The sequence below is a fragment of the Betaproteobacteria bacterium genome (assembly GCA_009693245.1).
Classification (GTDB): domain Bacteria; phylum Pseudomonadota; class Gammaproteobacteria; order Burkholderiales; family SHXO01; genus SHXO01.
The window spans coordinates 1-21829 of sequence record SHXO01000005.1; the positions used below are offsets into that span (position 1 = coordinate 1).

At 60.8% G+C, this 21829-nt stretch carries 17 protein-coding genes and 1 pseudogene; 2 read left to right on the forward strand and 16 right to left on the reverse strand.

Annotated elements, in window-relative coordinates:
• From gluQ to EXR36_01340, 3 genes are all read right to left on the reverse strand, one after another.
• Positions 1-661: tRNA glutamyl-Q(34) synthetase GluQRS (gluQ, locus tag EXR36_01330; protein MSQ58316.1), on the reverse strand; the 661-nt coding region annotated here is incomplete at its 3' end.
• On the reverse strand, positions 658-1008 hold the full coding sequence (locus EXR36_01335; GenBank protein MSQ58317.1) for a DUF2069 domain-containing protein: 351 nt from the start codon (positions 1006-1008) through the stop codon (positions 658-660). The genes gluQ and EXR36_01335, both read right to left, overlap by 4 nt.
• On the reverse strand, positions 1005-1712 hold the full coding sequence (locus tag EXR36_01340) for a DUF2470 domain-containing protein (protein ID MSQ58318.1): 708 nt from the start codon (positions 1710-1712) through the stop codon (positions 1005-1007). Before EXR36_01340 ends, EXR36_01335 begins: the two co-directional genes overlap by 4 nt.
• Before the next feature lie 360 nt (positions 1713-2072).
• On the opposite strand from EXR36_01340, the gene EXR36_01345 reads away from it, so the two are divergent.
• Positions 2073-2537, forward strand: a complete 465-nt coding sequence (locus EXR36_01345) for a TlpA family protein disulfide reductase (protein MSQ58319.1) — start codon at positions 2073-2075, stop codon at positions 2535-2537.
• 9 nt (positions 2538-2546) lie between these two features.
• Here EXR36_01345 and EXR36_01350 read toward each other — a convergent pair whose 3' ends face one another.
• On the reverse strand, positions 2547-3200 hold the full coding sequence (locus tag EXR36_01350; GenBank protein ID MSQ58320.1) for a lytic transglycosylase domain-containing protein: 654 nt from the start codon (positions 3198-3200) through the stop codon (positions 2547-2549).
• The gene (locus EXR36_01355; protein MSQ58321.1) at positions 3190-4890 is read right to left on the reverse strand and encodes a proline--tRNA ligase; all 1701 of its coding nucleotides are present in this window, start codon (positions 4888-4890) and stop codon (positions 3190-3192) included. The genes EXR36_01350 and EXR36_01355 overlap by 11 nt, the downstream gene beginning before the upstream one ends.
• Before the next feature lie 30 nt (positions 4891-4920).
• Here EXR36_01355 and EXR36_01360 point away from each other — a divergent pair, with 30 nt between their 5' ends.
• Positions 4921-5739: a spermidine synthase gene (locus EXR36_01360; GenBank protein MSQ58322.1), complete on the forward strand. Its 819-nt coding sequence runs from the start codon at positions 4921-4923 to the stop codon at positions 5737-5739.
• Positions 5740-5820: 81 nt separating this feature from the next.
• Here the strand turns inward: EXR36_01360 and EXR36_01365 are convergent.
• From EXR36_01365 to EXR36_01415, 11 genes and pseudogenes are all read right to left on the reverse strand, one after another.
• Positions 5821-7611, reverse strand: a pseudogene (locus EXR36_01365) (SAM-dependent DNA methyltransferase).
• Positions 7612-7663: 52 nt separating this feature from the next.
• On the reverse strand, positions 7664-8656 hold the full coding sequence (locus EXR36_01370; GenBank protein ID MSQ58323.1) for a hypothetical protein: 993 nt from the start codon (positions 8654-8656) through the stop codon (positions 7664-7666).
• Positions 8657-9190: 534 nt separating this feature from the next.
• Positions 9191-9901: an XRE family transcriptional regulator gene (locus EXR36_01375; GenBank protein MSQ58324.1), complete on the reverse strand. Its 711-nt coding sequence runs from the start codon at positions 9899-9901 to the stop codon at positions 9191-9193.
• Positions 9838-11172 carry a type III glutamate--ammonia ligase gene (gene glnT, locus EXR36_01380; protein MSQ58325.1) on the reverse strand — a complete coding sequence of 445 codons (1335 nt, stop codon included), beginning with the start codon at positions 11170-11172 and terminating at the stop codon, positions 9838-9840. The genes EXR36_01375 and glnT overlap by 64 nt, the downstream gene beginning before the upstream one ends.
• 126 nt (positions 11173-11298) lie before the next feature.
• Positions 11299-11949: a methylglutamate dehydrogenase gene (locus EXR36_01385; protein MSQ58326.1), complete on the reverse strand. Its 651-nt coding sequence runs from the start codon at positions 11947-11949 to the stop codon at positions 11299-11301.
• Complete coding sequence (locus EXR36_01390; GenBank protein ID MSQ58327.1) at positions 11950-14829, reverse strand: FAD-binding protein; 2880 nt, start codon at positions 14827-14829, stop codon at positions 11950-11952.
• On the reverse strand, positions 14826-15086 hold the full coding sequence (locus EXR36_01395) for a sarcosine oxidase subunit delta (GenBank protein MSQ58328.1): 261 nt from the start codon (positions 15084-15086) through the stop codon (positions 14826-14828). Before EXR36_01395 ends, EXR36_01390 begins: the two co-directional genes overlap by 4 nt.
• 6 nt (positions 15087-15092) lie before the next feature.
• Positions 15093-17639 (reverse strand): FAD-binding protein, encoded by a 2547-nt coding sequence (locus EXR36_01400; protein MSQ58329.1) that lies wholly within the window; start codon positions 17637-17639, stop codon positions 15093-15095.
• A complete protein-coding gene (locus EXR36_01405; protein MSQ58330.1) occupies positions 17636-19588 on the reverse strand; it encodes a glutamate synthase in 1953 nt (650 codons plus the stop codon). The genes EXR36_01400 and EXR36_01405 overlap by 4 nt, the downstream gene beginning before the upstream one ends.
• Positions 19570-20481 (reverse strand): amidophosphoribosyltransferase, encoded by a 912-nt coding sequence (locus tag EXR36_01410; protein ID MSQ58331.1) that lies wholly within the window; start codon positions 20479-20481, stop codon positions 19570-19572. Before EXR36_01410 ends, EXR36_01405 begins: the two co-directional genes overlap by 19 nt.
• A gap of 84 nt (positions 20482-20565) precedes the next feature.
• The gene (locus tag EXR36_01415; protein ID MSQ58332.1) at positions 20566-21807 is read right to left on the reverse strand and encodes an FAD-dependent oxidoreductase; all 1242 of its coding nucleotides are present in this window, start codon (positions 21805-21807) and stop codon (positions 20566-20568) included.
• Positions 21808-21829 lie beyond the last annotated feature (22 nt).

The following is a 21829-nucleotide window of genomic DNA, read 5'->3' on the forward strand; positions in this document are numbered from 1 at the left end:
GGAGATGCATATAAGAGGGCATGGCGTACCCCAAAAGTTTTTGCAGGTAGATTTGCCGCGCGGAGGATTCCAGCAAGTCGGCGCCGCGCACGATGTGGGTCATGGCGTAATCGCCGTCGTCCACGGCGGCGGCTAGTTGAAAGGAATAGACCGCGCCGCCGCGGTACAAAACGAAATCGCCTAGGTCGTGCTCGATATCTCGCCGTTGCGGGCCTTGCAATTCGTCGAGGAATTCTATCGCGGGGCCGCGCGTGTCGAGGCGTAGCGCCCGCCCTCGCGCGGCGCAACCCGTGCGGCAGGTGCCCGGATAGATGGGTCCCTCGGCACTGCTGCGTGCAATGCGCGCAATTTCCTTGCGAGTGCAAGCGCAGGCGTAGACCAAGCCTAATTGCCGTAGGCGATGGAGCGCGGCGTGATAGGCTGCCCGGCGCCGGCTTTGATGGATGACAGGCCCGTCCCACTGAAATCCGTAGCGTTCCAGGCAATGCAGAATCGCATCCGCGGCACCTGGCTGAACGCGCGGGGGATCGATGTCGTCAATGCGCAGCCACCACTCGCCCGCGTGCCGTTTCGCTTCCAAGTAACTTCCCGTGGCGGCCACCAGAGAACCGAAGTGCAGGGGACCGGAGGGGGTGGGTGCGAACCGTCCCCGGTAGGTCATTGCGCTCTGAGCGAAGGGCGCGTGGCCTTGGCGTAGTAGCCCGTACTCACGAGGAAGACCACGCAAAGCGCGGCTTCGATTGCCGCCAGCACATTGGATGGAAACGCGTCGGTCCACGCGCGAGTCAGACCTTCACCCAGATACACGCATGCCAAGAGCGATGACCACTGGTAGGTATAGCGCCGCCCGTGCAGGATTCCCCGCAGGGGAAGGAGCAGGGGCAGCACCTTGAGTACGAGCCAAGATCCGCCTGGCCGCATCGGCGCGAGCACAAGCTCCCATGCCACGAAGAGAGCAATCAAAGCGATCAATGTGACGCTGCTAACCCATTGCGCGGAACGCATCATTGCTCGCGGCAGTGATCCGCGAGGGCGACCAGCGCCTTGCGAGCTTCGCCCGGAGTCGTGACGGCGTTGGGAAATTCAAAGCGCAGCACGCGCTCATCCGCGCGTATGTCGAAGCCATCCTGGCCGATCCCAATCATACTTGCCGAGCGTGGCGTGTATCGATGGATGCGCCGGCAATAAAGCGTCATGGTGTCGTGGTGGTCAGAGTTCATGTGCTGCAAAATGTCCTCTTCGGCGTTGTCCAACGGCGTGGGGGGCGCCAGATAGGAATCTCCCCGCACCCAATGGATCCCGCCAAACCCTTCGATGAAACGTACCTGTAAGGGCTCGATGCGAAAGAACCTAAACCCGCCGATGGCCAGGCTGCGTTCGCCTTCCGGGTGGTAGCGCAAATAACGCGTTTGCACTTCTTCGTGCGCGATGACGTGCGCGTGGCCTAGCAGGCTGGCGCGGCCATGGGTTTGCAAATCCGCGCCCGTTTCGGCCACCAGGAAGCTTACCTTGTCGTTCGCTTCGATGTTGTGGGTGTGTTCGGCCAAGTGGCTGATGAGAATCACCGGCCGCCCTAGGGCATCCGTCATGTGCGGTACCGCACTGCCATAGGGAAAGCCCGCGTGTTTCGCGGAGTGAGTGGACAGGACTCCGCTGAGATGCCGGCGAACAGTCTGGCGGGCGGCGCGGCCGTGAAACACGTCAGCCCGCATTTCTCACACGGGCGCGGGATGATGGCGCGCTCATTTCACGAATTAAGGCGAGACAGTTTTGGCTCGAACGTCTTGGCCGTATTGAACATACGGCCAAGACGGGCATGCCGAAAATGGCCGGCATAAACGCGCCAGCACCCGCGCAGCCCTTTGCTATCCAGGAAATCGATATCGATTCAATGGTGAGCGTTGGACGAAGAATAATTGACTGCATATCGGGGCGGCTTGTGAGAAATGCGGGCTAAGTCACCACGCAGGGGCGCGCAGCGGATACACTGGACGCATTGGTATCGCCGCGAAGCGGAAAATACATGGAATTCCCAAGCTGAATATTGGCCGAAGATTATATAGAGTGCGCCCATGAAGAAGATATTCCTCTGCTCGGTCCTGTCATTCCTCCTATCGTCCTTTCTTCCAGTTCTTTCGGCGGCACAAGGCTTCGTGTTGAAGGGCAGCGACGGGCGCGAGCTGCGTTTGGCGGATTTCAAGGGCAAATGGGTGGTGGTGAATTTTTGGGCGCCCTGGTGCCCGCCTTGTTTGGAGGAAATCCCTGACTTGGTGGACGCTTACGACGCAAGAAAGGATAAGGACTTGGTGGTGATCGGCGTGGCGCTGGATTACGAGGAGAAAAAAGAGGTACTGCGCTTGGCGGAATCGTTGATGGTGTCCTATCCCATCGTGCTTGACCAGCGCGCGGTCAAGACGCACTTTGGCGTCATCAAGGGATTGCCCACCACTTGGATTTACGACCCCAAGGGAAACCTTGCCAAGAAGTTCGTGGGGAGAATTTCGCCGCGCCAATTGGCGGGAATCACCGGCGGATAGTGAAGAGACTCAGGTCTCGCCCATGTACTTCACCGGCGGGCGGGGTTTCTCCTGTGCGCCTGGCTTATAGCTGTAGCGCAAGCGTTTCCATGCATTCATCACCAGATTGGGATATTCCATCTTCCCCAGGCTGCCGTTATAGCGGCCCAGGGCGCGCACCAGGTTGCCGCGTTCGATATCCAGGTAGTGGCGCAAGATGACGCAGCCGTAGCGCAAATTGGTGCGCATGTGGAAAAGGTTGTGTTGGGTTTCACCAATCACCTTGACCCAGAAGGGCATCACCTGCATGTATCCGCGCGCGCCCGCGCTCGATACGGCGTATTTGCGGAACTTGCTTTCCACGTCGATCACGCCTAATACCAACTGCGGGTCCAACCCCGCGCGCTTGGCTTCGTATTGCACGCTCACCAGAAAATCTTCTCGGTAAGCCGCATCTGGCAAATATTTTTCCAGCCGTCGGGACATGTCGGCCAGCCAATGATGGGCTTGGGCTTCGGAATCGAAGACGAGCCTGGGGCTGGCTTGATCGGCGACCGTGCTGTGCAGATTGCCTTTGACGCTATCCGATAAGGGTTCGTACTTCTGGTTGCCGCAGTGGCCGGCTGGCGCCGCGAATAATCCAATGATGAGCAGCCAGCGCCGTAGTCCTTTCTCAGCGAACATGCGCCTTCATGAACTCCACGGCTTGGCTCAATTCCACCGGTTGCGCCTTGGTTTCTCGCCGGCCTTGATATTCCACCTGGCCTTGCTTGAGCCCGCGTTCGCCCACGGTAATGCGATGGGGGATGCCGATCAGCTCCAGTTCCGCGAACATCACGCCGGGGCGCTCGTCGCGGTCATCTAGAAACACATCGTAACCGGCCTCGGTGAGTTCGTCGTACAGCCGGTCCGCCACTTTCTTTACTTCCACGCCGCGGCTATAGCCAATGGGTGCGATGGCAATTTGAAAGGGTGCTAGCGGAAGCGGCCAAGCGATGCCGCGCTCGTCGTTATTTTGTTCGATGGCCGCCGCCACGATGCGCGACACGCCGATGCCGTAGCAACCCATCTCCATGGCGCGGGTTTGCCCGGCCTCGTCGAGAAAAGTGCAACTCATGGCTTCGGAATACTTGGTGCGCAATTGGAAAATGTGGCCAACCTCGATGCCACGGCAAATGTCCAGAACACCCTTGCCGTCCGGGCTCGGGTCGCCGGCTCCGGCATTGCGTATGTCCGCATATTCGCCCGGTTCCGGCAAATCGCGCCCGAAGTTGGCGCCGGTGAAATGAAAACCGTCTTCGTTGGCACCGCAGGCGAAATCGCTCATGGCTTGCGCCGATCGATCGGCCAGCACGGGGAGTTTGGCGCCCACCGGGCCGATGGAGCCGGGGCTGGCTTGGAGATGTTGCCGGATTTCCGCCTCGGAGGCGAAGCGAAAACCCGCGAGCCGCTTGGCCGTTTTCACTTCGTTCAGCATGTGATCGCCGCGTAGGAGCAGTAGGTGCGCTTGCCCGGCATCGCTGACGACCATCAGCGTTTTCAAGATGTCGCGCGGGGCAATTTTCAGCAGCGCGCTCACCTCCTCGATGGTGTGCGCCTTGGGCGTGGCGATTTTTTGCATGCTCGCGCTTGGCGCCGCGCGCGCGGTGGCGGGTACCAGGGCTTCCGCAAGTTCGACGTTGGCCGCGAAATCTGAGGTAGGACAAAAGGCAATGGCGTCCTCACCCGAATCGGCCAGGACGTGGAACTCGTGCGACCCGGATCCACCGATGGCGCCCGTATCAGCGGCCACGGCACGAAAGCCTAGGCCCAGGCGCTGAAAGATCCTCGTATAGGTGTCGTACATGTTGCGGTACTCGCGTTCCAATCCGGGGAAATCCGCATGGAAGGAGTAACCGTCCTTCATGACGAACTCGCGCGCCCGCATGACTCCGAAGCGCGGGCGAATTTCGTCTCGAAACTTGGTTTGGATCTGATAAAAATGCACCGGCAGTTGCCGGTAACTCTTGATCTCGCGACGCGCGATGTCGGTGATGACTTCCTCGTGCGTGGGGCCGAAACAGTAATCGCGCTCATGCCGGTCCTTGATCTTGAGCATTTGCGGGCCGAACTTGTCCCAGCGCCCGGATTCTTGCCACAACTCCGCTGGCTGCACGGCAGGGAGAAACAGTTCCAGGGCGCCGCTACGATTCATCTCCTCGCGCACGATGTGCTCCACCTTTCGCAGCACACGCAATCCCAGGGGCATCCAGCTATAAAGCCCGCTGCCCAGCTTCTTGATCAAGCCCGCGCGCAGCATGAGCTTGTGGCTGGTGGTTTCCGCCTCGGAAGGGGCTTCCTTGAGGGTGGAGAGAAAGAATCGCGATGCGCGCATGAAGTTTCCTGAAAAAGCCCGTATCTTACAATGCGCTCTAGGGAAACTTGGGAGACCGGGATGAAGTGGATGGGGCGCCGGTCGCGCTGGAGACAAGACGAGGAGCAATTGCAACTCGACGTGAGCGAGAGCGCGGGAGTGCGTTATTTGCATTTGGGCAGCCCGACGGTGCAAAGTGCCATGCGCATTGGCCAGCCAGATCACTTGATGCTGGCCTATACCCGAACCGCCATGTCCTTCCTCCTGTTCAAACCCGAGCCCGCGCAGGTGGTGACCATTGGGCTAGGAGGCGGTTCCATGCAAAAGTGGCTGCTCCGCCGCTTGCCCAAGACGCATATTCACGCCGTCGAGCTGCATGAGGAAGTGGTGCGCGCCGCCCAGCAATATTTCGAGGTCCCCGCCAACGACGAACGCTTGCGGATTATCGTGGGCGATGGAGCGCCTTGGATCAACACCAGAGCGGACTACGCCGACGTGCTCATGGTGGATGGCTACGACGGGCGCTCGCAGTCCGAATCCGTATGCAGCGAAATTTTCTACCGCGATGCCCTCGCGCACCTCAAGGACGATGGAATTCTGGTGGTCAATCTGTGGGGCAGCGACCGCCGCTACGACGAATACGTGGCGCGCATCGAAGCCGCTTTCGACTCTCGCGTGCTACGAGTGCCCGCCCTCGAGAAGGGCAACGTGATCGTGCTGGCCTTCCGCAGGCCTCCTCACCCCACCGCTTGGGACGTTCTCTCCGAGCGGGCCAAGGAACTTGAAGCCAAGCACCAACTGGAATTCACCCAATTCCTGACCATGTTCCGGCGGCTGAATTTGCATACCGAGAAGAGGTTGTTGGTGTAGTTGAGCTTGTGGCTGATCTTCGCCATCGTTGCCCGGTCTTTGGTCGAATTTTTAAGTGGACTCGGAGAATGGCTGGCGCCGTCAGTCCGAAGAAACGGGCGGCGCACCATTCAAATCCCCCCCGATCAACCGAAACTGCTCCAGCGCCGCCTCCAGGTCATCGACGATCTCCTGCGCGATCACCTCGGGGGGCGGCAGATTGTCGGAGTCGGCGAGACTGTCGTCCTCCAACCAGAAGATATCGAGGCTCGCCTTGTAGTTCCGGCCGCCGCTTTGCGCCTTAACCTAGGCTTCGCCGAGGTTAGCCTGCACTGAAACTTCGTTTTCGCGAGCGACGAGCTCGTCGTAGTCGTACACGCGCCAGCGTCCATTTACTCCCTCGCCCGCATCAGCGGGAGAGGGTTGGGGTGAGGGTGCCTTTTCGTCAGTCCACGTCGGCGCACGGTCGTGGCGCCGGGCCGGGTTGTATAGGCGCACGAACTCCTCCAGGTCCTCGCGCTTCATCGGACTGGTCTTCAGCGTGAAGTGCTTGTTCGTGCGCAGGTCGTAGATCCAGAGCTTCTTCGTCCACGGCGTTTCGCTCGCGGGCTTCTTGTCGAAGAAAAGCACGTTCGCTTTCACCCCTTGCGCGTAGAAGAGGCCCGTGGGCAGGCGCAGCAGCGTGTGCACCTCGCACTCATGCAGCAGCTTCCTGCGGATCGTTTCACCCGCGCCGCCTTCGAAGGGCACGCGCATTTACGTAACTGAGCGGCACCACCACCGCCGCGCGGCCGTGGGGCTTCAACAGCGTCTTGATGTGCCGCACACAACGAAGTTGTGGCGGAGGCTAACGTGAGCGCAGCGAACGTTAAGGCGCGAAGCGCCGGCCGGAGCCAAAGTTCAACTGCTTGTTCGAGGTCGTGGCCAAGAAATCGTCGCGCTCGATGATATCCTTCTCGGTCGTCGCCCGGCCGTCCTCGCCGAGGATCATCGTGCTCGACTTTTTCCCGAACGGCGGATTCGCGAGCACCACCTCGAAGCGCTTCCCAGGATCGGCTGCCAGCGCGCCGGATACCTTGATCGGCACGCTCTTCTCCGAGCCCGCATTTTGCAAAATGAGCGTGCAGCAGCAGATTCATCGCGCACACCCGCGCCGTGCCCTGCACCAGATCCCAACCGCGGAAAGCACTCTCCTTCAACTGGCGCTTCTCCTCGCGCGTGAGGTTCGGGTAGTGCTGCGCGATGTAGTTGTGCGCCGTGAAAAGAAAACCGCCCGTGCCGCAGGCCGGGTCGCACACCGACTCGCCGGGCTTGGGCGCGATCGCGTCCACCATCGCCTGGATCAGCGCGCGCGGCGTGAAATACTGGCCCGCACCCGACTTCGTGTCCTGCGCGTTCTTCTCCAGCAGGCCCTCGTAAGCGTCGCCCTTCACATCCGCGCCCATCGACGACCAGTCCTCCTCGTTGATGAGGTCGACGATCACGCGCCGCAGCTTGGCCGGGTCCTGACAATCTCCACTGGAGATAAGACGCCCGCAGGGTGAGCATCGCCATAAGGCGAGGCGAATCAAACTTGTTCTGCGCCTTGTTGAAAATCAGCCCGAGGGGGCCCTTGCCGCTGCCCAACCGCTCGAGCGCATGGCGATAGTGGTCGAACAACTCGTCGCCGTCCTTCGCGAGGAGCGACGGCCATGCGTACTGCGCGGGAATCAGGCTCGTCTGGTTGTAGGGCGGCTTCGATCGCTCGTCGGCCATTTTGAGGAACAGCAGATAGGTGAGTTGATCAGAGCCTGTCCTGAGCGAAGCCGAAGGATAATCGCCATAGGACATGCCGTCATCACGAAGCACATTGCAGTAATTCCAGAGCTTCTGGACGAGTGTTGCGGAGTTCATTTATTCGTCGTCGCGTAGGGTAAGCGTGGGTTTCTCGTGGGCGCCTGCGCTCTCATTTCCGCCAGCTTGCCAACAGGCCACCCAGCATGGCGGTCAGCAGCGCACGCGCATGATCGGGCTCGGCATGGTACATCTCAGCCGGAAGAAGAGCCGGTGTATGCGAGCTTGCTTGCTCCGAAAGTAGCCCGGCCACGCGCTCGATGCCTTTCTCGCCGAGCAATGTCCTCACATCGTGACCCAGCGTACGCGCACCTGCAAGCCCATAATCGAAAGCTTCTTCCCGCGTCCAGCCCACAAACTCGTCGAATAGGCGCGCCTCATTTCCAGCGCCCAAGTAGTTTCCGAGGATCAGTATAAGGTCGTGCGCATCCTTGCGCGGTGATTGGTAGTGACGGTCCTTCCAGCAAACGATCTTGAGCAACGCAAGCGCCGGCAAGGAGACCACATGCGTCCGGATATCGCCCGGGAGCCGGGTTTCGAGTGCCGTAGCCAGCGCCTCCCGAAAACCAAAGACATTCATTACCTGCTCTCCGCTCGGGGGCCAAGCAATGGTTCTTTCGGGTGTCTCTACGTTGCCGAACGGTACGAGATCAACAGGCAAGTCGATCTGGTGTCGTAGCCGGTGCGCGGCCGCCGAGAGATCGGTGAACTTGCCTGAAGCAATCAAGCGCTGTCGCAGCGTCTCGAACGCCGCCCAGTCTGGTACCGCGAACGCGAAATCCAGATCTTCGGTCTCGCGCCGGGTAGCGATGCCGTGTGCGTGGTCTCGTGCACCACGATATCGTGCGACAGGCAGGTATAAATGTTGTTCTTGCCGCGACCCGGAAAGTACCCGAACACCAGCCCTTCGTCGCGCCGGCTGTAGGAAGCGTTGGCGTCCATCAGCCCGTTGGGTGCCACCTTGAGTTGATGAACCTTGAAGGACCAACCCACCCGGCGTCCAAGCGCGAACTCGAAACGCGAGAGGGTTTTCATCACCAGCGCGTACGTATTCTGGGCGTGGAACCGGAAATCGGCCACGATCTTCGGATCGCCTGCCGCCCACGCCTTCGGCTCATCCTCTTGCGAATCGGGAAGCGAGTGGGAACCATAAAAGCGACAGGCGCTTGCATCGTAGTCCACCACCTGCACGCGGTAGCCGATGGGCCCCGGCATCAAGTCCTCCGCGGGCACGTCGATCGTCGCCATGAGGATGCGATTGGCCGGCCGGCGGACGCTCGGATCCTGCGCAACCACCGTCATGCGCCTTGTCGCTGGCAGCGACATCTTGCCGTCTGTTTGGCGGCTCCGTCGTGGTTCGAACATCTGTACCTCCCCACAATTCAGCAATTCATGCGAATCTACTCTTGCGACTCCCAAGTTTCCACCTTCGCGCAACCAGGTCCTCTTGGGCGCACTCCTTACCACGCGTTCTGCTCAACCAATGGTGGCACGAGCATCCAGAGGAATAGAGAATCTCAGAATCAGACTCTATACTAAGCGGGAGCCCATTAGGCCTCACGCGGTTCCAGAACTTTCTGTCGCACGCGGCCAATTACCCGCAACAACCAAGCGGTTGTGTGCGATTAATTTCGGAACTCTAGACCTCGTCCTTGCTTGCGTAGACAATCACCGAAAGCATGTGGATGGGTGTTTGAACCAAGCGCTCTGGGCCGTGCGGGACATCGCCGCGAAAGGATAGGGAATCTCCCGGTGCGAGCATATAGGTTTGGCGGCCGTGGCGGTATTCGATCTTGCCTTTCAGGATGTAGATGAACTCGGTGCCGGGGTGCTCGAAGCTGGGGAACACTTCGCTCGCGTCGTCCATGGTGATGAGAAAGGGCTCGAAACTCTTTCGCGGGCCTTTGTCGTAGGCGAGCAAGTGGTAAGTGTGGCCGCGCTTGGTGCCGCGGCGCACGACTTCCATGCCTTGGTTTGCTTTTACCAATTGCGCGCCGCCCGCGGGCGCATCGAAATCGCGAAACAGTTGCGACAGAGAAACGCCTAGCGCACCCGCGATGCGCGTCAAGGTATCGAGGCTGGTGGCGGCTTGCCCGTTCTCGATCTTCGATAGCATGCCACTGCTGATACCAGCTTGCGAGGCGACGTCGGCCAGCGTGAGATCGTTCTTGCGCCGCGATTCCCTGACTGTGTGGCCAATATATCGGTCAAGCGAACGGCTCGTGTCCTCGGCGGGCAGCGAGGGTGATGCTGTGGGATTTTTGGGCGGTTTTTTCAAAACGAAGTCTAGAAAAATTCCAGATACCGTTCCACTTCCCACTGCGAAACGTGGCGCGAATATTCCACCCATTCCATGCGCTTCAGCTTCAAGAACTCCGCCGATAGATCCTTGCCGAGGGCATCGCGGATCACGCTATCCTTCTCCAGGGCATTCAATGCTTCGTTGAGGTTCTGCGGTAGCAAGCCGATCTTCGCCTTGGCGAGATCCTCGTTGCTCCACTCGTAGAGGTTGGTGTTGTTGGGCTCGCCGGGATCCATCTTGTTTTCCACGCCATCCAGTCCGGCCGCGAGGATGGCGGTCGTGGCGAGATAGGGGTTGGAGGATCCATCGGGCAGCCGCATCTCCAGGCGGCCATAGGGCACGCGTACCATGCAGGTGCGGTTGTTGTCGCCATAGGTGATATAGGCCGGTGCCCAGGTGGCTCCGGAGAGCGCGCGGCCCACGACCAGGCGCTTGTAGGAATTGATGGTGGGGGCGCAAATGGCGGTGAGCGCGCCCGCGTGATGCAGCAACCCGCCCAGGAAGTGATAGCCCATCTTCGATAAGCCGAGCTTATGCTTGTCCTTATCGTCGTGGAACAGGTTCTTGGTCTTCGCATCGCCCATGGAGATGTGATAGTGCGAGCCTGTGCCGGTACGGTTGGAGAAGGGCTTGGGCATGAAGGTGGCGACCAAGCCCATTTGGTGCGCGATCTCGGAGGCGGCCATCTTCAGGAAGATGACGCGGTCGGCCGTGGCGAGCGCATCGCCGTAGGTGAAGTTCACCTCGAACTGGCCGTTGGCGTCTTCGTGGTCGATTTGATAAACATCGATGCCCACGGCGCGCACCGATTCGACCAGTTTCTCCAGGTAGGCGGAACTGCGCGCGAGTCCCTTGTAGTCGTAACAGGGTTTTTCGAGGGTGTCGGTCTCGTCGCACATGGCAATGCCGCCGCCATCCTTGCGCTTGAGCAGCATGAACTCCGGTTCGATGCCGGTGTACATCGTGATGCCCTTCTTGGCGAGTTTTTCCAACTGCGTTTTAAGCACGTAGCGCGAATCGTAAGGATAGGGTTTGCCCTTCACATGGCCGATGGTGGTCATGCGCGCGTAGCCTGGCATCCAGGGAATGGTATGCAGTTGCACGAGATCGCCCACCGCCATGTAGTCGGGCCCCTGCGGGCCCATGCCGAAACCCCACAATGCGAAGCCTGCGAAGCCGGCGCCATCGGTGAGCACCATGTCCAGGTGCTCGGCGGGAACCGCCTTCGCCTTCGCCGAGCCGTGGATATCCACGAACTGCGCGAGAATGTATTTGATGTTGTTGGCCTTGAGCCACTTCTTGGCTTCTGCTGGGGTCATACGCCTCTCCCTGTTGTCAGTTTTCCCTCATCCCAACCCTTCTCCCGCGGGGAGAAGGGCTTTTCTTCCCTCGCCCCCCGGGAGAGGGATCGAGGGTGAGGGCTGGTTCATATGCTTGTCACTTGCTCATTCGTCAATCTCCGGCATGAGCGATCGCAATCCAACCGCGCCGCCTCCCAATTCTCCCGCGATTTCCACGAGCGTTTCCCATAGGTACGGCGCGAAGGTGTAATCGCACCACAGCCTATAGCGCGCAAGGCCTTGATAGGGCTCCCACAGAACCAACACGCTCACGCCTGCCATGGAAGTCATGACTACGGTGTGGTCTTCTGGCTTCCACGCCCGGAAGTTTATATTGCAAACCTGTACGAGCAAATCATTCGCGCGCGCTCCGTGAAGCACCAGGGCCGCGTCTTGCCGGAGCACGGGAGTCACGCCCGATGCTGGTGCGAAATGCAGCCGGTTAATTTTCGCCGCTTTTGCGCCGTCTTCGAGAAAGAACTCGCTGCGCGCGAGCCGCGCGACCAAGGTTCCTTCCGGGGTGCGCAACCAGGTGTTGATTCCCGGTGGAACCGCGATGCCGTGGCTGATGAGCCAGGCCTCGGCCTGGGCGCCCTTGACACCAGCGCGCTGCAGGCAACTGGCATCGCTAATCCGAATGGGTTTTGCGCTTGCGTCTCCTTCCATCGCGATGGGCACGCGCATGCCATGCACCATTGCCCAGTGCGGGTTGAGTGGTTCGAAAAAATCATGCAGCGGGCTAAGGCGGTTTTCCATCTAAAGTTTCTGGCGCTCGCCCGAAGGATCGTAGAAGGGTAGCTTCACCACCGTGGCTTCTGTCGTGTGCCCGCCGTCAGCGCGAATGGTGAATGCTGTGTCCTCCTTCGCCAGCTCGGGGACGATAAAGCCCAGGCCCGCGTGCCGGCCGAGGGCCTCGCTAAAGGAGATGCTCGTCACGCGCCCTGCGATTTGGCCTTGATGAATGATCAAATGGCATTCTTTCGGGGCGTCGCCCGCGAACTCCTTGGCGAGCACGAAACCCATGGCGACTTGCGTCGGTGGCCGCTGGCCAATGATTCTTAAGCTACGCTGCCCAACAAAGAATGGCTTGTCCATCTTCACCGCCCAGCCCATGGCGGCCTCGAAAGGCGTGGTCAACCCGTCGGTGTCCTGGCCGATGATGACGTGGCCTTTTTCCAGTCGCAGCAGGCGTTGCGCTTCCACGCCGAAGGGTTGAATGCCGTGAGAGTTCCCCGCCTCCATGAGGGCGTCCCACAGATGGCCCATGCACTCGGCGGGCGCATGAATCTCGTAGCCCAATTCACCGACGAAACCCACGCGCATCAAGCGGCAGGGCACGCCCGCGACTTGCGCATTCCGAATTCCGAGATATGGAAAACCTTGCGCCGACAAGTCGTGCGCCGTGAGCTGGGAAAGCACTTCGCGCGACTTGGGGCCCGCGAGATTCACGGCGCCCATGGCGCCCGTCACGTTCACGATGCCGGTGTCCAAACCCCATTGTGCGTTCCATCGAACCAGCTCACGGTAGACGGTGGCCGAACCCGTGGTCGTGGTGGTGAAGTAAAAATGCTGCTCGGAGAGCCGGCCGACGACGCCATCGTCCATGATGACGCCCGCTTCGTCCAGCATCACGCAGTAGCGTGTCATCCCCACCTTGATATTGGCGAAACGCCCCGTGTAGACGCGCTCCAGAAATTCCCCGGCATCCGGGCCGAAGAGATCCATTTTTCCCAGTGTCCCCACGTCGATGATGCCTATCCCATTGCGCACGGCGCGCGCTTCCGTGCGCACGCATTCGAGTTTGCTTCGGCCTTGGGCCGCGTAGTACTCCGGCCGCCACCAATTGCCCGCTTGCATCCACACCGCGCCCAGTTTCTCGTGGCGCGAGTGCAAGGGCGTTTGCCGCATGGGATGAAAACCGCGCCCCGCCAGATGCGACATGGGCACCGGGTGATAAAACGGCCGCGCCGTCGTGGTTCCAATCTTATCGATGGGTTCGTTGCGAATGCGCGCGAGGATGCGAACGGCATTCATGTTGGAGTGCTTGCCCTGGCTAGGGCCCATGCCCACGGTGGAATAGCGCTTGAGCAACTCGATGTTGTCGAAGCCCTCTTGCGCCGCATTGTGGAAATCCTTGAGTTGCAAGTCCTCGTCGAAATCCACGAAATTCTTGCCCGAGGGATGCGGCACGATTGGGTAGGGATGGGTAGGTTTGCGCGTTTGCTCCGGCACTTGTACCGCCGTGGCGGCGGACAGATCAAGATATCTCGCGGCCTCGGCACCCGCACGCTTGCCATCGAGGAGGCGCGCGTTCAGTTCGTACACACCATTGACACGTCCTGCCGCGAACACGCCGGGCGAGAAGGTTTCCGGGACGAACTGTTCCACGCGGGCGTCGTAGCGCATTTGGGTACCGGCTTGGTAGAGTAAGTTGGCGGCGGGCGCGAAGCCAACGCTCATTACTACTCCATCGCAACGGATGGTTTCTTTTCGATCTGCTTGCGCCGCGCCATCGCCGAAGCCGGCCACGCGCACACCGGAAACATGCTGCCCAGAGCGGATCGCTTTCACGATGCACGCGCCCTTCAACACCCGGAACGGCGTGCTTTGCGGCGTGGATGTGGGTTCGCCTTCGGCGCGCAAATCGACCACGGCGGCGACAGCGATGCCGTGACGGTGCAAATCCAGCGCCGCCTCGTATCCTTCGCGATTGGCAGTGAGCACCACCGCCTTGTTCATCGGTTTCACGGCGTAGCGGTAAATCAGCCGCTGGGCGGCAGAGGCGAACATCACGCCGGGCAGATCGTTGTTGCGGAACACGGCCGGCTGCTCGAACACGCCAGAGGTGACGATGGCCGCGCGTGCGCGCAATTTGCTCATCTTGTGCGCGCTCGTCAACGCTATCCAATGGTCGTCGTAGTAACCCGAAGCGGTGGTGCCGTTACGGATTTCCAGATTCTTCAGTTGCCGGGCTTCATGCAAGAGCGTTTGCAGTTGCTGGTAACTGGCATCGCTTCCTCCGCGTGCATAACCCAAGCTCCCGCCGGCTTGCGTGTTCTCGTCCACGACGAGCACCGAAGCCCCCGCGCGGGCGGCCTCGATTCCCGCCGCAAGCCCCGAGGGACCGGCGCCGATCACGGCGACGTCCACGAATTCGTAGCGCTTCGCCGTGAAGACGCGCGGCAGACCGAACTTAGGGGTGCCCAGCCCCGTCATGAAACGGAAAAACCGCTCCCACTTTTGCGCGAAGCGCCCGTGGAATGCCTTGTAGTAGAAACCCACCGGCAAGAACGCAGAAAGTTTATCCAAAACCATCGCGCGATCGGCGCGCACGCCGCCAAAAGTATTGACGGCGAAAAGATCCATGCCTTCCCTGAGCGGCATCGTATCGGCCCGTAGATTGATATGGAACTTGTCTTCCATGAGCGTATTCACGTCGTGATTCGCCATGGACAAGATGCCGCGCGGCCGGTGGTACTTGAAGCTGCGTCCCAGGAGATGGGCGCCGGAGGCCCATAGGGCCGAACTGATCACATCGCCCTCGAAGCCCATCTGAGGGCGGCCCTCGAAGCGGAAGACGAGCGGCTTCGAGCGGTCTATCCACTCGCCCTCTACTGGAGGCAGGCGTGCGCTCACTTAGGCGCCTCGCCCCACAGATAGGTGCCCAGCACGGTGTCGGCGGCGGTGTCGCGCTCGGCGATGAACCACACGCCGCTGGGTAGGTGATACCACCACTCCTTCTTGATGCCGGGGGCACCGTTGCGGTTGAACACGTAGTCAGACCATTGCTCATCCGAGCAGGTGGAAGGGTCCGGCATGGCGCGCACTTCGCCGCCGAAGATAAATTCCGAAACGGGCCGCGGGCCGTTGATGGGGCAGGTGAGAAGTTTCACAACGAACTACGCCGCTTCTGGAATCTTATTGGTTCCGGCTAGAGGTACACCCGTGGCGCGCGCGGTGGCGAGAGTAATGGAACGCACGTCCTCGGGTTCCAGATTCTGGACGTTGGTCTTGCCCGTGCAGCGCGCCATGATGGAACATTCCTCGCGCAATGCGCGCAGGAGGGATGCGGCCTGGTCGCGCCGCTCTTCGTCCGCCACGTCGGAGTAAAACACCATGCCGTCATTCTCCACGATGCCGCCTACCGCGAAAGCCATGCAAGCCGATACCACCGCCGCCTTGCAGCCCAGGCCGACGATTTTCGCGACGTCCGTGCCAGAGCGAATGCCGCCGAAGTACAGAAGATCGATATCTTCCTCGCGATTCATGGATCGCATGAGACGAATGGCATCGCGCATCACCGAAAGATCGGGATGGCCGCCCAGTTCACCCCACGGATGCGCCATGTTTCCGCTCCCGGAGAGAATCATGAGATCCATCTTTCTTTCAAGCGCGAAGGGGATGGCCTTTGGGAGCTCGCGCGCTTCGACAACCAGCCCCGTGAGTTGTGCATCGTGCACTTTACGCACATCGAAAGGTACGAACCCTGCTGGCGAATAATAAACGACGCCCAGGGCATGTTCGTTCGGCGGGTCTTTGCCCGCTTGCGCAAGCTGGAACCACGGAGTTTGGGGGTGGATACGATCCCGCCCAAGATAGGCGACCCCCGTTTCCCTCACCCCTTGCTCGATGGCTTCGCGCACCTGCTGGGCGGCCTCATCGAATCCCGCGACGAGATAAGGCAACTCGAGCTTGACGCGCTGCCCCAATTCCACGGACACCGCGCACGCATCGCGGTAAGGGTCGATCACGAGTCGCGATAAATTCGCGGGTAAGAACACGAGATCGTCCAGCGTGGCGGGCCGCTCTGGCGGGAAGGGATTGCCGCGCGTGCGCAGGCGTTTTTGCAACATGCTCGATTGCGTGGCCACGTCCAAGGGGTTGGTGCGTGCCATGACAAAGATATCTTCTCGCGTGCGCACGTCGTAGTTGGCGGTCCCGGTTTCGGCATCGCACCGGTAGCAGCGCGCGGCCTCGTCCTTGGCTTCCTTCTCCGTGTAGGTGGATTCGATTTCGGGAAACGCCACGGGATTCTTGCCCAAGCCATGGAAAGGTTGGTGCTGGCGCTCGATGACCTCCCAGTTAGGATCCTGCGCCGGCGAGACGCGCCTTGTGCGGAAGGGCGTGCGATAGGGCACGGGATTCTCGCGGCCGTCCAGATGCGCCTTGATGCAGTAGGCGGCCCGGTGGCCGTGCTGCATGGCCATGACGATGGTGGAACCGCCGAAGGCTCCGTCGCCGGCGGCGAACACCTTGGGATCCGCGGTGCGCATGGTTTTCCAATCGGTGCGCACCCGGTCCGCGTTCATCAACCCCCGCGTTTCCAATTCTGCGCACTCGCCTTTCTGCCCCACGGCGAGGATCACCATGCCACAGGCGAGATCGTGTTCGCTTCCCGTGACATTCTCCGCCTGGCGGCGGCCATCCTTACCGGGCTCGCCCAATTGCGTAAGCACGCAGCGCAAGGCGAAACCTTTTTCCGTATCTAGCGCGGCCACGGGCTGCGTGTTGTAGAGGAACTCCACGCCCTCCTTGAGGGCGCCTTCGAGTTCATCCTTGCGCGCGGGGATTTCCTTGGGACCGCGGCGGTAGATCACCTTGACTTGCTTGCAACCAGGAAGGCGCAGGGCGGCACGGCAGGCATCCATGGCCACATCGCCACCTCCCACGACGATGACGGTCGCGGGCATGGCGGGGCGTTCGCCGGCATTGATGCGGCGAAGGAATCCAACGCCATCAACAATGCGCCGGTCGTCCTTGCCTTCGATGTCCATGGTTTTTCCCCACCACGAGCCGATGGTGAGCAACACGGCGTCGTGGCGAGACTTCAATTCATCGAGCGTTACATTGCGTCCCAGCGCGGCGTTGAGATGAACCTTGATGCCCGGGCAGTGCTTGAGCATGCGGTTCATGTCTTCCTCGATAATGCCAGGTGGCAAGCGGAAAGCGGGAATGCCCCACACCATCATGCCGCCCAGGCGGTCCGTCATTTCGTAGACATTTACTTCGAACCCGGCTTCGGCGAGATCCTGAGCCGCGGTGAGTCCGGCGGGGCCAGAACCCACGATCGCGACGGTTTCCTTGCGCGTTACGGATACGGCGGGCAGGTGGAAGCTCGCCCCCAGCTTCTCCATGATGAAGCGCTTTAGATTGCGGATGGCGATGGGACCATCGCTGTCCGCCCGGCGGCAAGCGGGTTCGCACGGCGCGTCGCACACGCGCCCGCAGATGGAACTGAAGGGATTGGTGGCCGTGATGGCCTCGAAGGCTTCCTCAACCTTGCCTTCCCAGATGTAACCGATGTAGGACGGTGCATCGGTGCCAATGGGGCAGGCTACCTGGCAGGGCGCTGGGACGAAGTTGATGTCCTGAATATCCTCGCGCAATCCTTCCGGCGTGGGGCCGGGTTCGATGCGCTGAATGTCGTAAACGTTGACGGCGCTCATGATGCTTTACGGAAACGTTGCTCTTGTTCTTGCGGTACGTAGGGCAACCGGGTGATGGCGGCCGCTTCGGGGGTGAGCGCGACCAGGTCATCGCGGCTTAACTTGTGCACATCGTCGTGACCGAGGGCGCGTGTCACCGCCGCCAACTGCCAGCGCACGGATTCCAGGTAGCGATGGATGTTCTGCGCTTCCACTGGCACGTTATAGCGCTTCTCGTGTTCGGGATCTTGCGTGGCGATGCCCACCACGCAGGAGCCCACGTGGCACTGCAAGCACGCGATGCAACCGCCCGCGATGATCGCACCCGTGCCCACCGCCACGGCGTGCGCGCCCAGCGCGATGGCCTTGGCGGCGTCCACGCCGTCCTTGATGCCGCCCATCAATACGATGGGCATCTTTCCCGTGGCGCCCAATTCGGCCAGCGCGTCCACGGCTTCCTGAATCGCGGAGAGCGTGGGGATGCCCACGTACTCCAGCACTTCGTGCGATGCCGCGCCGGTGGAGCCTTGCAACCCATCCAGCTCGACGAAGTCCAGGCCATCCTTATAGGCGATCTTGATGTCGTCGCGCACACGGCCCGCGCCAAGTTTTACGGAAATGGGAATGCGATAACTGGTTGCTTCGCGAAACTCTTCGATCTTGATGACCAGATCGTCCGCACCCAATACGTCGGGATGGCGCGAGGGCGAGCGCAAGTCGATGCCAGCTGGAATGCCGCGAATGCGCGCGATTTCCTTGGTGACCTTCTTCGCCATCAACTGGCCGCCGAGTCCGGGCTTGGCACCTTGGGAGATGTAGATCTCCAGGCCGTTGGCGCGGCGCATGTCGTGGATATTCCATCCCAGACGGCCGGACAAGCATTGATAGATGATCTGGTCGGCCGCCGCGCGTTGCTCATCGGACATGCCGCCTTCCCCCGTGTTCTCCGAAACGCCGGAGAGCTTGGAGGCGATGGCGAGCGCCACCTTCGTGGATTTGGATAAGGCGCCATAGCTCATGGGCGCGATGGTGACGGGCATGCTGAGCTTGATGGGGTTGGCCCCCTTGCGCCCGCCGATTTCAGTCTTGAGGGCGACCTTGTTCACCACGTCGCGGTCGTGCTGCATGCCCGCTATGTTCTTCCGAAATCCGATGTCGCTCAGGTGCGGTAGGGCACGCGAGGCGCCATAACCGCGTATGCGGTAGCGGCCGATGCGCGAGCGGATGTAGATGTCTTCCTGCACTTTCGCGTTCCAGTAGCCGGATACGGCGCCAGACGCCATGAAGAAAGGCACCTGCCTCGTTCGCGGCTCCGTGCGCGGATAGCGCAGCTTCTTGCCGGCATTGACGATCTTCTGCAGCACGCCCTTGAAAGGAATGCCGTAACGATCGAGAAATTGCGCGATGTCGTCCGCCTCCTCGCGCGGTAGGTCAATGAGTTGCGCATCGGTGCCCAACGATTGCAGTTTCCTCGCGATGTAAATGGAACCACCGGTCATGTCCTGGCCCACTTGCTCCCCGGAGTTTCCCAGGATGATGATGCGCCCGCCGTACATCATGTAACCCGCCATGAAGTTGGCGTTGCCGCAACAAAGCAGCGTGCCTTCCTTCATCACCTGTCCGGCGCGTGAACCCATGTTGCCCTTGACGATGACTTCCGCGCCGCGAATGGCCACGCCTGCAATGGCGCTGGCGTTACCGCTGACGACTATGGAGCCTTTCAGCATGTTGTCCGCCAAACCCCAGCCGACGTTGGCTTCCACTTCAAAACGCGGGCCATCGGTGAGGCCGGCGCAGAAGTAGCCCGCGGAGCCGCGTATCTTTACCTTGATGGGATGCGTCAGCCCCACGCCGATGTGATGGCGCGCATCGGGATTGATGACTTCCACGTCCTCGCCTGCCTCGCCCAGCAGGCGGAGTTTTTCGTTCGCGTCGCGAACGCTGAGTTGGGCTAGATCGAGCGTTGCCATGTGCGGAAGGTGCCGGGTGGGGGTTCGGTGGTGTTGAGCGCTTGTCCGGGGAACAGACGGTTGAGCGAAACTTCCTCGGAGGCGATGGCGATGATGTCGTCGGTCTCGTACATCACCATGGGTTTGGCGGCAAGGCGGTCCTTGGCGAAACCGATCTCGTCCTTGGTGGAAACCAGGAAGGAGAAGGTGCCGTCGAGATCTTCGATGGATTGCGCAAGGGCTTCTTGCAACGAGCGGCCATGCGAGAGTTTGTCGGCGAGATAGACCGCGATCAACTCGCTGTCGTTGCTGGTGTTGAAGGCGAAGCCGCGCTTTTCAAGGCGGCGGCGCATCTTGTAGTAATTGGTGATCTGGCCGTTGTGCACGATGGCCACATCGGCGAATCCGGTGGCCCAGAAAGGGTGCGAGGCATCGGGTGTCACGTCCGATTCCGTGGCGAGCCGCACGTGGCCGATGCCATGGGAGCCGTGGAAGTCGCGCACGTTGTAGACATCGTCCACGTCGTGGGCGCTGCCCGTGTCCTTGATGATGTCCAGGCTCTCGCCGATGGAGAACACCTTGGCGGCGTGCTCCATGTCGTAGGAGAACTTCTGCACGTCGCCGCCGAAGTGCACGATGACGCTGTAGCTTGTGCCCGCGCGCTCGTCAGATAGGATCGTGGCGTTGTGATCGCGTAGCTGCGCTTTGATCTCGGCGACTTTGGCGTCCGCCTCGCTGCCAGCACCTACGAAAAAGCGCAGCCGCAACTCACCGGGATTCGCATGGTGATACAGCGCGAAGCCAGTGGAATCCGGGCCGCGGTGCTGGCAGCCATCCAGCATGCTGATGAGAGATTTGCCCACGAGGGCGTCCGCGCCGGGGCGCTTGAACATGATTCCTGCTATTCCGCACATGATGTCACCTTTAGGTCATCGTAAGTCTACAAACAACGTCTACCACGGAGGCAAAGCGTTAGCCTTCACTGAAAAGGAGCCGCTTCAGTGCCCCACTGAAGCGGCTCCTTTTTCTCCCGTAAGTTGATACTGCTCGAACCGCGACAACCGAAACCCTTTGATCAAGTCGTGATCGCGGTCGTTGAACAGCGTGTAACTCATGGTCTTGCCACTCACGGGCGTTGCTTTGAATCCCCAGGTGCCCCAGCCCGCATCCAGATAGAAACCTTCCACCGGTGTCTTGCCCATGATGGGAGCGAAATCCGGAGTCATGTCCGCCAAGCCGGCCCACTGGCGAACGATCTTCGCCGTGGATAGGAAGGGGAACATATCGAGGATGTGAGCGCAGAGGCCCTCCGCGAAGTCGAGCGTGGAGCGGGTGTTCTGCACTTCGTAGGGATCCAGCGATGCACCCATCACCAGTTCGCCGCGGGCCGATTGGCTGATGTAGATGTGCAAGCTGCCCGAAACGAAAATCTCGTTGAGCCAGGGTTTCATGGGTTCGCTCACCATCGCTTGAAGGGGGTGGACGTATATGGGCGAACGCAAGCCCACCATGTTCAAGATGCGAGGCGTGAATCCCGCCACGGCGCACAAAACCTTTTTGGTGGCCACGTAACCGCGCGTCGTGTGCACGCCTACCACCTTGCCGCCTTTTACATCGATGCCCGTTACTTCGGTCTGCTGGTGAATCTCCACCCCGCGCTGGTCCGCGCCGCGACCATAACCCCAGGCCACCGCATCGTGGCGTGCGATGGCGCCCGGCGCGTGATATAGGGCGCCGAGAATGGGGGCATGGCCCGCGCAAGTCAGATCGATGTGCGGACAGGCTTTCTTGATGAACTCGGGACCCACCACTTCGCTGTCCACGCCGAAGTGCTTGTTGACCTCCGCCCGCCAGCGGGCGGTGCGCATGGCGGAATCCGTGTGCGCCAGGGTGAAGTGCCCGCGCGTGGAGTAGAAGAGGTTCAGGTCGAAATCCTGGGCCAGATCTTGGTAGAGCCGTACGCTCTCATCGTAAAAGGCCACGCCTTCGGGGGTTAGGTAGTTGGAGCGGATGATGGTGGTATTGCGCCCGGTGTTGCCGCCACCCAGGTAGCCCTTCTCCAGCACGGCTACATTGCTGAGTTTGTAGTCCCTGGCAAGATAGTAAGCGCTCGCCAAACCGTGCCCGCCGGCGCCGATGATCACGGCGTCGTAGGTGAGTTTGAGCCGCTCCGGGACGCGAAACATGCGCGGTTCCGGGTGCTCGCGGCTCAAGGCAAAACGCAGTAGCCCTAGGGCCATGGGGAAAGGTTGTGGGGGAAGA

What these genes read in the sequence shown, in the direction of transcription:
- EXR36_01335 (MSQ58317.1), bottom strand. Translation starts at nt 1,008, where the DNA reads ATGATGCGTTCCGCGCAATGGGTTAGCAGCGTCACATTGATCGCTTTG.
- EXR36_01340 (MSQ58318.1), bottom strand. Translation starts at nt 1,712, where the DNA reads ATGCGGGCTGACGTGTTTCACGGCCGCGCCGCCCGCCAGACTGTTCGC.
- EXR36_01345 (MSQ58319.1), top strand. Translation starts at nt 2,073, where the DNA reads ATGAAGAAGATATTCCTCTGCTCGGTCCTGTCATTCCTCCTATCGTCC.
- EXR36_01350 (MSQ58320.1), bottom strand. Translation starts at nt 3,200, where the DNA reads ATGTTCGCTGAGAAAGGACTACGGCGCTGGCTGCTCATCATTGGATTA.
- EXR36_01355 (MSQ58321.1), bottom strand. Translation starts at nt 4,890, where the DNA reads ATGCGCGCATCGCGATTCTTTCTCTCCACCCTCAAGGAAGCCCCTTCC.
- EXR36_01360 (MSQ58322.1), top strand. Translation starts at nt 4,921, where the DNA reads ATGCGCTCTAGGGAAACTTGGGAGACCGGGATGAAGTGGATGGGGCGC.
- EXR36_01375 (MSQ58324.1), bottom strand. Translation starts at nt 9,901, where the DNA reads ATGGGTGGAATATTCGCGCCACGTTTCGCAGTGGGAAGTGGAACGGTA.
- glnT (MSQ58325.1), bottom strand. Translation starts at nt 11,172, where the DNA reads ATGACCCCAGCAGAAGCCAAGAAGTGGCTCAAGGCCAACAACATCAAA.
- EXR36_01385 (MSQ58326.1), bottom strand. Translation starts at nt 11,949, where the DNA reads ATGGAAAACCGCCTTAGCCCGCTGCATGATTTTTTCGAACCACTCAAC.
- EXR36_01400 (MSQ58329.1), bottom strand. Translation starts at nt 17,639, where the DNA reads ATGAGCGCCGTCAACGTTTACGACATTCAGCGCATCGAACCCGGCCCC.
- EXR36_01405 (MSQ58330.1), bottom strand. Translation starts at nt 19,588, where the DNA reads ATGGCAACGCTCGATCTAGCCCAACTCAGCGTTCGCGACGCGAACGAA.
- EXR36_01410 (MSQ58331.1), bottom strand. Translation starts at nt 20,481, where the DNA reads ATGTGCGGAATAGCAGGAATCATGTTCAAGCGCCCCGGCGCGGACGCC.
- EXR36_01415 (MSQ58332.1), bottom strand. Translation starts at nt 21,807, where the DNA reads ATGGCCCTAGGGCTACTGCGTTTTGCCTTGAGCCGCGAGCACCCGGAA.